General features: G+C 68.1%; 7 protein-coding genes. 6 read left to right on the top strand and 1 reads right to left on the bottom strand.

Going from position 1 to position 12,098, the window contains the following annotated elements:
* Window positions 1-59: 59 nt before the first annotated feature.
* Together ACTRWB_RS02635 and ACTRWB_RS02630 are read left to right on the top strand one after the other, a co-directional pair.
* Entirely contained in the window at window positions 60-386 is a 327-nt protein-coding gene (locus ACTRWB_RS02635; RefSeq protein WP_446900831.1) for an antibiotic biosynthesis monooxygenase family protein, read from the top strand.
* A 197-nt stretch (window positions 387-583) separates the two neighbouring features.
* Window positions 584-2,284, top strand: a complete 1,701-nt coding sequence (locus tag ACTRWB_RS02630; RefSeq protein WP_446900830.1) for a hypothetical protein — start codon at window positions 584-586, stop codon at window positions 2,282-2,284.
* A gap of 159 nt (window positions 2,285-2,443) precedes the next feature.
* Here the strand turns inward: ACTRWB_RS02630 and ACTRWB_RS02625 are convergent, their stop codons facing one another.
* Window positions 2,444-3,376 (bottom strand): LysR family transcriptional regulator, encoded by a 933-nt coding sequence (locus ACTRWB_RS02625; protein ID WP_048248252.1) that lies wholly within the window; start codon window positions 3,374-3,376, stop codon window positions 2,444-2,446.
* 205 nt (window positions 3,377-3,581) lie between these two features.
* On the opposite strand from ACTRWB_RS02625, the gene ACTRWB_RS02620 reads away from it, so the two are divergent.
* The 4 genes from ACTRWB_RS02620 to pdeR all read left to right on the top strand — a co-directional run bounded on the left by ACTRWB_RS02620 (window position 3,582) and on the right by pdeR (window position 12,062).
* On the top strand, window positions 3,582-4,355 hold the full coding sequence (locus ACTRWB_RS02620; protein WP_446900829.1) for a putative hydro-lyase: 774 nt from the start codon (window positions 3,582-3,584) through the stop codon (window positions 4,353-4,355).
* 93 nt (window positions 4,356-4,448) lie between these two features.
* Window positions 4,449-5,747, top strand: coding sequence for an MFS transporter (locus ACTRWB_RS02615; protein WP_193101299.1), 1,299 nt, complete (start codon window positions 4,449-4,451; stop codon window positions 5,745-5,747).
* A gap of 133 nt (window positions 5,748-5,880) precedes the next feature.
* Window positions 5,881-9,534 (top strand): hydantoinase B/oxoprolinase family protein, encoded by a 3,654-nt coding sequence (locus ACTRWB_RS02610; protein WP_446900828.1) that lies wholly within the window; start codon window positions 5,881-5,883, stop codon window positions 9,532-9,534.
* A 524-nt stretch (window positions 9,535-10,058) separates the two neighbouring features.
* Window positions 10,059-12,062 carry a cyclic di-GMP phosphodiesterase gene (pdeR, locus tag ACTRWB_RS02605; protein WP_446900827.1) on the top strand — a complete coding sequence of 668 codons (2,004 nt, stop codon included), beginning with the start codon at window positions 10,059-10,061 and terminating at the stop codon, window positions 12,060-12,062.
* The last annotated feature ends 36 nt before the right edge of the window (window positions 12,063-12,098 follow it).

Below are 12,098 nucleotides of genomic sequence, written 5' to 3'. Positions count from 1 at the left end.
CGGCACGCGGCGCGTGCCTTACACTTGGCGCTCTTTCAATCGCCTTCGATGGAGCGTGCATGTACGCGTCGACCTTCATTTTCCGTGCCGGACAATACGACGACGATTTCCACCGGCTCGACCGGCAGATCGCCGACATGGCCCGCGCGACGCCCGGCTACCTCGGCGAGGAAACGTGGGAGAACGCCGAGTCGGGGCTGATCCAGAACGTCTACTACTGGGAGTCGGAAGCGGCGCTGCAGCAGTTGATGCAGCATCCGGCGCATCTCGAAGCGAAAGCGCAGCAGGCGCGCTGGCTCGACGGTTATCGCGTCGTGATCTCGAAGGTGCTGCGCGAGTACGGCGACGGCAAGCTCGCGCAACCGCATGCGGGCCTCTCCACGTAACTGGCTGTCTGATTCATTTCTTTCGTATTACGGATAAATAACAACGAGCCGCAACCGGCGGCCCGCGTCCGCATGCGGGTTCAGGCGGGTCCGTGTGCAATCAATTCTTCATCAAGCATGGCTAAGGTGGCGGGGCTTCACGTCGTCAGTCTGTCCACCAACAACGTCCTCACTCGATGTCGTACGGAGCCTTGTCCATGCCGAATTTCGCCTTGTCCGCGAAGCGCACCCGCGCGCTGCGCGATCGAACCGTTCCCGTCGTCGCACTGACGCTGATTGCCGCCAGCATCGGCGCGCAGGCCGCCCCGCACGACGACGGCGACGCAAGCCGTTTCGAGCCGGGTTTCGTACCGGGCTTCCTGGTGCTCAGCCGCAGCGTCTACGACAACGTGTCGGGCAACGTCCAGCCCGGCGCGATCCTGCCGCCGAACTGCGCGAAGACCACCGGTGGCTGCGGTGCGGCGACCGGCGCACCGAACGACGGCACCTATCCGTATGTGTGGAACAACGACCACTACGACGGCAGCTTCGGCATCACGTCGCGCATCTTCCTCGACCAGATCACGCCGGCCGGCGGCGTCGTCGGCACGCTCGAAGTGCCCAACAGCCTGCACAAGGGCTTCGCGCACGACCAGCTCGTGACGAGCTTCAGCTCGAAGTCGGAACTCGGCCTGCACCTGTCGGCCGACGGCAACTACCTGACGTTCATGGGTTACGTCGCGCCGGTCAACGCGATCGACGTGTCGAATTCGAACACGCCGGCCGCGGTCGATACGACGAACCCGGACGGGCAGAACGTCTATCGCGCGATCGCACGCGTCGATCGTCACGGGCACTTCCGTTTCACCGAGACGAATGCGTACAGCGGCAACAACGGCCGCGCGGCGATCCTGAACAATCGCGACGGTCGCGAGATCTACTACACGTCGGGTAACGCAGGCAACGGTTCGAACCCGCAGCCCGACAATGTGATCCTCGGCGCGGGTGCGCAGATCATCGACGGCGCGAAGCACCATGAAGCGCAGCAGGACCCGGGTGTGCCGACGCCGCTCGCGAGCTTCTCGGTCACGGAACTCGGCGCGAAGGCCGACAAGATCGGCAAGGACGACAACTTCCGCGGCATCGCGGTGCACGACGACGTCGTGTACTACACGAAAGGCAGCGGCGGCAACGGCGTGAACACGGTGTACTTCGTCGATACGACCGGCACCGCGTGCCCGTCGGGCGTCGGCGTGCCGTCGCCGAAGGCGAAGCTGCCGACGGCGCCGCTCGCGTACAACCCGGCCACGCTGCAGACGACCGGCCTGCCGAACAACATGTGCGTGCTGGCCGGCTTCCCGACCACGCCGAACAAGACCGCGACGACGCTGTCCTACCCGTTCGGGATGTGGTTCGCCGACGCGAACACACTGTATGTCGCGGACGAAGGCGACGGCTACACGGGTGGCCCGGACCTGTACACGCATGCGGCCGCGCAGACGGGCGCCGGCCTGCAGAAGTGGGTGTACGACGCGAACGCGAAGCAGTGGAAGCTCGCGTACACGCTGCAGAACGGGCTGAAGCTCGGTCAGCCGTATTCGGTCGCCGGTTATCCGTTGGGCAACAATGCCGCGACGGGGCTGCCGTGGGCACCGGCGACGGCTGGCCTGCGCAACCTGACGGGCCGCGTCGAACGCGACGGCACGGTGACGATCTGGGCGATCACGTCGACGGTCAGCGGCAACGGCGATGTCGGCGCCGATCCGAACCAGCTGGTCGCGGTGCGCGACGTGCTGAAGAACACGAGCGCGACGACGGCCGCGCACGAGCAGTTCGCCGTGCTGCGGACGGCGAAATTCGCGGAAGTGCTGCGCGGCATCTCGTTCGCGCCGGGTACCGAAACGGGCCGGTCGCACTGACGCAGGCGATGCCCGGCTGATGCCGGGAGCAGGACGCACGGCCGCGGGTTTCCGCGGCCGTGTTCTTTTTGAAGGTCGGTGCGGCGTGCGTTCGGTCCGCGCGCTCCCGGACCGCGAACATCGCGTTCCGTATCGACGTCTGCGCGTCGACACACCACATCAAAGCGCTTCAACCAGCCGCCGCGTACTCTTCTCGCAGTATTCATGACACGCGGCCCGCGCGGCGATCGACGCGCCGTGCACGTATCGCGGTGCATCCGCGCGCCGCGACATCGACACGACGATCGACGGCGGCGACGGCTGCAGCGGCAGCTCGACGACTTCGCCGCTCTCGATCAGCGCATCGACGAACAGCACCGGAATCGCGGCGACGCCGAAGCCGTCGCGCACGAGCTGCACGATCACCGAGATCGACGGCGACCCGGTGATGCGCGTGTCCGACAGCGGCACGCCGTGCGCATGTGCGAGCGTGCGCACGATATCCTCGAGTGCACGGTGGGGTGCCGTGCCGCGCCCGTAGGTGAGGATCGGCTGGCGCAGCACCTGCCGCGCGAGGCCCGTGCGGGTGTTCGGCAGCAGCCCGGCGCGCGCGATCCAGCGCACCGGGTAGTTCGCGAGCGCGTCGCAGACGACCGACGCCTCGTCGCTGCCCTCGACGCGGATGATCAGGTCGAGTTCGCCCGCCATCAGCCGGCGCTGCAGCACCACACTCACGTCGACGGTCAGGTCGATCTCGAGTTCCGGATAGTCGGCGGCGAGGCGGCGCATATAGTGCGGCAACCAGCTATGCACGACCGTCTCGATCACGCCGAGCCGCAGCTTGCCACGCAGCGCGCTCTCGCCGGCCGCGGCGGCCTGCAGCTGCTGGGTCGCCTCGACCACGGCTTTCGCATAACCGAGCAGGTACTCGCCGTTCGGCGTGAGCCGGAATTCGCGGCTGTCGCGGTCGACGAGCACGGTCTGCAGCTCGTCCTCAAGCGCCTTCAGGCGCTGCGAGATCGCGGCCGGCGTCGCGTGCAGCTCGGCGGCCGTCGTGCGGAAGTTGCGCAGCTTCGCGAGCGTGACGAAGGTTTCGAGAAAACGCGTGTTCATGGCGGTCGGGCGGACGGTGGATGCGCAGCTTGCCGGTGAGGAAAAGTGAACGGGACCGGGGAAAACCCCAAGATCCGTTAAGAAATTCTATACACGAAGCGCAAAAAAACTCGTTGGCGACAAAATTTTTTCTTTTCTATTCTTCGCCGTATCCGATGACGCGACACCGTCATCCCGACGACATCCTGATCTGCGATAGAACCTCATGACGCCTTCCGAATTCCGCCAGTCCGTGCGCCGCGGCGCGTTCCGCGGCCCGACCGCAGGCCACTGCGGCCCGTTCGCGCAAGCCAACCTCGCGATCCTGCCCGACGCGTATGCGCACGATTTCCTGCGCTTCTGCCAGGCGAACCCGAAGGCGTGCCCGCTGCTCGGCGTCGGCGAACCGGGCGCGTTCCGGGTCGACGCGCTCGGCGAGGATCTCGACATCCGCACCGACGTGCCGAGCTACAACATTTACCGCGACGGCTGCCTGACCGAGCGCGTCGAGTCGCTGGAAGCGCTGTGGCGCGACGATTTCGTCGTATTCGCGATCGGCTGCTCGTTCTCGTTCGAGGACATGCTGGCCCGCGAAGGGATCGGGCTGCGCCACGTCGAGGAAGGGCGCAACGTGCCGATGTATCGCACGTCGATTCCGAACCGCCGCGCGGGCATCTTCGGCGGCCAGCTGGTCGTGTCGATGCGGCCGATGCGCGGCGCCGACGCGATCCGCGCGGTACAGATCACGAGCCGGTTCCCGGGCGTGCACGGCGCGCCGATTCATATCGGCCACCCGCAGGAACTGGGCATCGCGGATCTGAACGCGCCGGAATTCGGCGACGCGGTAACGATCCGCGACGGCGAACTGCCGGTGTTCTGGGCGTGCGGCGTGACGCCGCAAACCGCGCTGATGGACGCGAAGCTGCCGCTCGCGATCGCGCATACGCCCGGCCACATGCTGATGACCGACATCACCAACGCATCGCTGGCCGTGTTCTGATCCGGGATGGCGGCTGCCCGCACCACACCAGCACGACACACGCACGCACGACACCACACCGCTTTGACGGCGCATAACGACAGGAGCACCACCATGGAAAGCAAGACCCTCGCGGCCCCCGCCGCGGAGCCCGCGAGCCCCGAGCGCAACGGCCTGTTCTCGTGGTATGCCGACGCGCAGCCGCGTGAGCGCCGCGCCTTCTGGAGCTGCAAGGTCGGCTACATGCTCGACGGGATGGACACGCAGATGCTGTCGTTCGTGATCCCGACGCTGGTCGCGACCTGGGGCATTTCGCTCGCGGATGCGGGTTTCATCGGCACGATCACGCTGCTCGCGTCGGCGCTCGGCGGCTGGATCGCCGGCATCCTGTCCGACCGGATCGGCCGCGTGCGCACGCTGCAGCTCACCGTGCTGTGGTTCGCCGTGTTCACCGCGCTGTGCGGGCTCGCGCAGTCCTACCATCAGCTGCTCGCGGCGCGCGCGCTGATGGGGTTCGGCTTCGGCGGCGAATGGACGGCCGGCGCGGTGCTGATCGGCGAAGTGATCCGCGCGCGCGACCGCGGCAAGGCAGTCGGCCTCGTGCAGTCGGGCTGGGCGATCGGCTGGGGGCTGTGCGCGCTGCTGTATGCGCTGCTGTTCTCGGTGCTGCCGGCCGAGCAGGCATGGCGCGCGCTGTTTCTCGTCGGGCTGGCGCCGGCGCTGCTGGTCGTCGCGATCCGCCGCTACGTGAAGGAGCCGGACGTCTACGAGAAGGAGAAGGCCGCGCAGGCGAAGGTGGCCGATGCGCCGCGCCTCACCGAGATCTTCGCGCCGAAGCTGATCACGACGACGCTGCGCGCGGCGCTGCTGACGACCGGCGCGCAGGGCGGCTACTACGCGATCACGACGTGGCTGCCGACCTTCCTGAAGACCGAGCGGCACCTGACCGTGATGGGCACCGGCGGTTATCTCGCGATGATCATCTTCGGTTCGTGGGTCGGTTACCTGACGAGCGCGTACCTGACCGACCGTCTCGGCCGCAAGCCCAACTTCATCCTGTTCGCGGTCGGCTCGATGGTGATCGCGTTCGCGTACACGTCGCTGAACCTGACCAACGCGTCGATGCTGTGGCTCGGTTTCCCGCTCGGCTTCTTCGCATCGGGCATCTTCTCGGGGATGGGCGCGTTCCTCACCGAACTGTTCCCGACCCGCGTGCGCGGCTCCGGCCAGGGCTTCTGCTACAACGTGGGCCGCGCGATCGGCGCACTGTTCCCGTTCCTGATCGGCGCACTGTCGAAGGAATACGGGCTCGGCACGAGCATCGGGATCTTCGCGGTCGCCGCGTACGGCGTGGTGATCGTCGCCGCGCTGACGCTGCCCGAGACACGCGGCCGCGAACTCGACGCCGCGTAAGCCGCAAGCCACAAGCGGCAGGGCGGCCCGCCCTGCATGTTCTCCCCTTTTCATCGACACCGTGACATGGCGCGCGACGCGCGCCGTGCGGCGGCGCTCGTCCTTCGAATCAACGACGCATCGACCCGACATCATGACTGACCGACAAACTTCTCCCGTTTCCTCCGACGCCGCGCGCTGGCAATTCTGGATCGACCGCGGCGGTACCTTCACCGACATCGTCGCGCGCCGGCCCGACGGCACGCTCGTCACGCACAAGCTGCTGTCGGAGAACCCCGAGCAGTATCGCGACGCGGCCGTGGCCGGCATCCGCCACCTGCTCGGCCTCGCGCAAGGCGAGCCGATCACGCCCGAGCGCGTCGACATGGTGAAGATGGGCACGACGGTCGCGACCAACGCGCTGCTCGAACGCAAGGGCGAGCGCACCGCGCTCGCGACCACGCACGGCTTTCGCGACGTGCTGCGCATCGCGTACCAGAACCGGCCGCGCCTGTTCGATCTCGACATCGTGCTGCCCGATGCGCTGTACGAGACGGTCGTCGAGATCGACGAGCGCATCGGCGCGCATGGCGACGTCGTCGTGCCGCTCGATGTGCAGGGCGCCGAAGCGTCGCTGCGCCGCGTGTTCGACTCGGGCGTGCGCGCGCTCGCGATCGTGCTGATCCACGGCTATCGCTACACCGCGCACGAACGCGCGCTGGCCGAACTCGCGCGCCGCATCGGCTTCACGCAGCTATCGGTGTCGCACGAAGTGTCGCCGCTGATGAAGATGGTGTCGCGCGGCGATACGACCGTGGTCGACGCGTACCTGTCGCCGATCCTGCGCCGTTATGTCGAGCAGGTCGCACACGAGATGCCGGGCGTGAACCTGCAGTTCATGCAGAGCAGCGGCGGGCTGACGCGCGCCGATGCGTTCCAGGGCAAGGACGCGATCCTGTCGGGCCCGGCGGGCGGCATCGTCGGGATGGTGCGCGCCGCGCGCGCGGCCGGCTTCGGCCAGGTGATCGGCTTCGACATGGGCGGCACGTCGACCGACGTGTCGCACTACAACGGCGAGTTCGAGCGCGTGTTCGAGACGCAGGTGGCCGGCGTGCGGATGCGCGCGCCGATGATGAGCATCCATACGGTTGCCGCGGGCGGCGGCTCGGTGCTCGGCTTCGACGGCGCGCGGCTGCGCGTCGGGCCCGAATCGGCCGGCGCGAACCCGGGGCCGGCCGCGTACCGGCGCGGCGGCCCGCTGACGGTGACCGACTGCAACGTGATGCTCGGCAAGATCCAGCCCGATCATTTCCCGCGCGTGTTCGGCCCGCACGCGGACGAGCCGCTCGACCGCGACGGCGTGGTCGCGAAGTTCGCCGCGCTCGCCGACGAGATCCACGCGGCGACCGGGCGGCGCGAGACGCCCGAGGCGCTCGCCGAAGGTTTCCTGGAGATCGCGATCGGCAGCATGGCGAACGCGATCAAGAAGATCTCCGTGCAGCGCGGCCACGACGTGTCGCGCTACGTGCTGACGACGTTCGGCGGCGCGGGCGGCCAGCACGCGTGCGGCGTGGCCGACGCGCTCGGGATGACGCAGGTGTTCGCGCATCCGCTCGCGGGCGTGCTGTCCGCGTACGGGATGGGCCTCGCCGACCAGACCGCGATGCGCGAGCGCGCGGTCGAGGCCGTGCTGTCCGACGCATCGCTGCCGGCGCTGAACGCGGCGCTCGACCGGCTGGCCGACGAGGCCGTCGGCGCGCTGCTCGAACAGGGCGTGCCGCCGGAGCGGATCGCGACCGAGCGGCGCGTGCACCTGCGCTACCAGGGCACCGATTCGGCGCTCGACGTGCCGGCCGGCAGCGTCGACGCGATGCAGCAGGCGTTCGAGGACGCGTACCGGCAGCGTTACGCGTTCCTGATGCCCGGCACGCCGCTCGTCGCCGAGCTGGCGTCGGTCGAGGCGATCGGCCGCTCCGACGCGCCGGTCGACATCGCACCGCTCGCGCCGCGCGGGGCGGGCGGCGCGGGTGACGACGGCGCGCCGCGCGCCGATTCCGCCGTGCGCTTTTATTCCGGCAGCCAGTGGCACGACGCGGCGCTTTACGTGCGCGACACGCTGCTCGCCGGCGACGCGATCGACGGCCCGGCGATCATCGCGGAGAAGAACGGCACGACCGTCGTCGAGCCCGGCTGGTGCGCGCGGATGACCGCGCAGGGCAACCTCGTGCTGACGCGCACGACGCCGCTGCCGACGCGCCGCTCGCTCGGCACCGATGCCGATCCCGTGCGGCTCGAGATCTTCAACAACCTGTTCATGTCGATCGCCGAGCAGATGGGGCTGCGGCTGCAGAACACCGCGTACTCGGTGAACATCAAGGAGCGCCTCGACTTCTCGTGCGCGATCTTCGACGGCGACGGCAACCTGATCGCGAACGCGCCGCACATGCCGGTGCATCTCGGCTCGATGGGCGAGAGCATCCGCACGGTGATCGAGCGCAACCGCGGCCGCATGCGCGACGGCGACGTGTTCATGCTGAACGACCCGTATCACGGCGGCACGCACCTGCCGGACGTGACGGTGATCACGCCGGTGTTCGCGGATGGCGCGGACGCGCCGCTGTTCTACGTCGGCTCGCGTGGCCACCACGCGGACATCGGCGGCACGACGCCGGGCTCGATGCCGCCCGATTCGACCCATATCGACGAGGAAGGCGTGCTGATCGACAACTGGCAGCTCGTGTCGGCCGGCGTGCTGCGCGATGCCGACACGCGCGCGCTGCTCGCGTCGGGCCGCTACCCGGCGCGCAACGTCGAGCAGAACATGGCCGACCTGCGCGCGCAGGTCGCCGCGAACCAGAAGGGCGTCGACGAGCTGCGCCGGATGGTCGCGCAGTTCGGCCGCGACGTCGTGCTCGCGTTCATGGGGCACGTGCAGGACAACGCGGAAGAAGCCGTGCGGCGCGTGATCGGCGCGTTGCAGGACGGCGCGTACCGCTATCCGCTCGACAACGGCGCGGAGATTCGCGTCGCGATCCGTGTCGACCGCGGGGCGCGGCGCGCGGAGATCGATTTCACCGGTACGTCCGCGCAGCTCGACAACAACTTCAATGCGCCGAAGGCCGTCTGCATGGCCGCCGTGCTGTACGTGTTCCGCACGCTGGTGGGCGACGACATCCCGCTGAACGCCGGCTGCCTGAAGCCGCTCACGGTGATCGTGCCCGCGCGCTCGATGCTGAACCCCGAGTATCCGGCCGCGGTCGTGTCGGGCAACGTCGAGACGTCGTCGGCGATCACCAACGCGCTGTACGGCGCGCTCGGCTGCGTCGCGTCGAGCCAGGGCACGATGAACAACTTCACGTTCGGCAACGACCGATACCAGTATTACGAGACGATCGCGGGCGGCAGCGGCGCGGGCGACGGCTTCGCGGGCGTCGGCGCGGTGCAGACGCACATGACGAACTCGCGGCTCACCGATCCGGAGGTGCTCGAATGGCGCTACCCGGTGCGGCTCGACTCGCACCGGATCCGCGCCGGGTCGGGCGGCGGCGGGCGCTGGCGCGGCGGCGACGGCGCGGTGCGGCGGATCCGCTTCCTCGAGCCGATGACCGCGTCGATCCTGTCGAACAACCGGATCCATGCGCCGTTCGGCGCGGCGGGCGGCGCGGCCGGCGCGCTCGGCCGCAACACGATCGAGCGGGCGGACGGCACGGTCGAGGCGCTGGAACATATCGGGCGCGCGCAGATGGCGCCGGGCGACGTGTTCGTCGTCGAAACGCCGGGCGGCGGCGGTTACGGCACGGCGGGCTGACGGAATTGCAACGGACTGTGGAATAAAGCCGCGCATTCACGCACGAACAGAATCAAAAATGGCCGGAAGTCGGGTCGCCGGGATGCGATCCGACCCTGCCGCCACAGTCCTGAAATCTATCAGGCCCTATATTCAAGGGCCGGCCGCAAACGCCCATCCGGCGGGGCTTTCCGGCTGCCTCGCCGGCCCCGATGCGGGCCGCCGCACCCGCACCGGCGCACGCCGCCAATCATGAAAAATCCGGCTTGCCTACCGAGTCCCGATTCCTTGACACTCAGTTCTAAATGTGAGTGCCAATCCTGATCGTCATTTGATAAGATGGCTCTCATCATTCGTTAGGCAGAACCTGCGCGCGTGATGCGCGAACGCCGGGTCGCATTGGTCGGAAACGAGTACGGAACGAGGAACGTTGTCACGGCAATCACGGCTGCCCTGCCGGGAACGCGCGCTGCGCGGCCCGGGAAGGCGGTCGGCCAACTCGCCTCCGTCTACACTGTGCGTTTTTTCTGGATCGGGGCGTGTCCATGGATGACGAAAACGATAGCGCGGTGCTCGAGGCGCATGTCGGTACGCGCAGCCCCTGCTGGCGTCTCGGCAGCGACAGCAATGCGCTCGAGCTGGCCGCCGTCCGCGGCCTGACCAACGTCGCCGTTGCGCTGACGGTCGAGCAGGCCGCGCGCATCCGTGCGCTCACGGGCGTCACGTCGCACCTCGTGCTCGACATCGCGCTGTTCGGCAATCCGGTCAGCCTCCATCTCGTCGGCAGGAAGGTCAACACGACCGACTGGGCCGGCACGGCCTCCGCCTATTCCGATGCCGAGTCCGTCGCGGGCGATCTCGCGCACGGGCTCGCGTTCGCCGAGCAGGTCGTGTCCGAAGTGAATTCGCTCGTCGTGATCCTCGACCGCAACGGGATGGTGCAGCGCTTCAACCGCCTGTGCGAGGAAGTGACGGGCAAGCGCGAGGTCGACGTGATCGGCCGCAGCGCGTTCGAGCTGTTCATGAGCCCCGAGCAGGGCGCGCAGTCGCGCACCAACATCACGGGCTTTTTCGCGAGCAACCACTCGTACGCGGTCGAGCGCTACATCAACACGGTCAACGGGCCGCGCCTGTTCCAGTTCCGCAACAAGTTCGTGCAGAGCGGCAGCGGTGTCGAGGAGCAGTTCCTGATCTGCTCGGGCATCGACATCACCGAGGAGCGCAGCGCGCAGCACCGGCTCACCGAGCTGGCGAACACCGACGTGCTCACCGGGCTGCCGAACCGCCATGCGATCAGCGAGCGCATCCACGCGGCGATCGCCGACGAGAGTGTCGCATCGCGCGGCCAGGTCGGCATCCTGTTCCTCGACCTCGACAACTTCAAGCGCGTCAACGATCACTACGGGCACATCACCGGCGACCGCCTGCTGCAGGACGTGTCGGGGATCATCGGCGGCTGCCTGCCGTCCGGCGCGACGCTCGCGCGGCTCGGCGGCGACGAATTCCTCGTGCTGTTCGAGCACGGCACGCGGCCGCTGCTCGAAGCGACCGCGCAGATCATCCTCGAACGGCTGCGCACGCCGATCCACCTCGGGCTGATGGAGGTCTACACGAGTTGTTCGATCGGCATCGCGATGCATCCGCAGCACGGCGATTCGCTCGAAACGCTGATCCGCAGCGCGGACACCGCGATGTACGTCGCGAAGGAAGAGGGCAAGCATACGTACCGCGTGTTCTCGCTGGAGATGAACCAGAAGGTCGCGAAGTACATGTGGCTCGACACGAACCTGCGCAAGGCGCTCGAGGAAGAGCAGTTCGTGCTGCACTACCAGCCGGTCGTCGACATCGCGACGGGCGACGTGCACGGCGTCGAGGCGCTGATCCGCTGGCAGTCGCCCGATCGCGGGCTCGTCGCGCCGGTCGAGTTCATCCGCTTCGCGGAGGAGTCGGGCCTGATCGCGCCGCTCGGGCGCTGGGTGATGCGCACCGCGGCCGCGCAGGCCGCCGCGTGGAAGGCGAAGGGGCTCGGCATCCGGATCGCGGTGAACATGTCCGCGCGGCAGTTGCAGGACATGAACATCGTGCACCAGTTCGCGTCGATTCTCGACAGCGCGGGGCTGAAGCCCGGCATGCTCGACATCGAGCTGACCGAGAGCTGCTTCATCGAGGACGAGGAGTCCGCCATCGGGCTGATGCGGCAGTTCCGCCAGGTTGGCGCGGAGATCCATCTCGACGATTTCGGCACCGGCTATTCGTCGCTGTCGCAACTGTCGCGGCTGCCGCTCGACGCGATCAAGCTCGACCGCACGTTCATCACGGGCATCGACCGCAATCCGCGCTCGCAGGCGCTGGTGCGCTCGGTCGTGTCGCTCGCGAAGGCGCTGAATTTCGCGGTGGTCGCGGAAGGTGTCGAGACGCATGCGGAAGCCGACTTCCTCAAGCAGCTCGACGTCGATCACGCGCAGGGCTACTACTACGCGCGCCCGATGCCGGCCCAGGCATTCGAGGCGTGGCTCGCGGAGACGAGAAAGCTCAGGCTGATCGCCTGAGCTTCGGCTCGTAAGGGGCGCCGCCACCCAAGCGGC

This window comes from Burkholderia sp. YIM B11467 (assembly GCF_052952715.1).
This window is presented reverse-complemented; position numbering and strand designations above follow the sequence as displayed.

What these genes read in the sequence shown, in the direction of transcription:
- ACTRWB_RS02635 (WP_446900831.1), top strand. Translation starts at nt 60, where the DNA reads ATGTACGCGTCGACCTTCATTTTCCGTGCCGGACAATACGACGACGAT.
- ACTRWB_RS02630 (WP_446900830.1), top strand. Translation starts at nt 584, where the DNA reads ATGCCGAATTTCGCCTTGTCCGCGAAGCGCACCCGCGCGCTGCGCGAT.
- ACTRWB_RS02625 (WP_048248252.1), bottom strand. Translation starts at nt 3,376, where the DNA reads ATGAACACGCGTTTTCTCGAAACCTTCGTCACGCTCGCGAAGCTGCGC.
- ACTRWB_RS02620 (WP_446900829.1), top strand. Translation starts at nt 3,582, where the DNA reads ATGACGCCTTCCGAATTCCGCCAGTCCGTGCGCCGCGGCGCGTTCCGC.
- ACTRWB_RS02615 (WP_193101299.1), top strand. Translation starts at nt 4,449, where the DNA reads ATGGAAAGCAAGACCCTCGCGGCCCCCGCCGCGGAGCCCGCGAGCCCC.
- ACTRWB_RS02610 (WP_446900828.1), top strand. Translation starts at nt 5,881, where the DNA reads ATGACTGACCGACAAACTTCTCCCGTTTCCTCCGACGCCGCGCGCTGG.
- pdeR (WP_446900827.1), top strand. Translation starts at nt 10,059, where the DNA reads ATGGATGACGAAAACGATAGCGCGGTGCTCGAGGCGCATGTCGGTACG.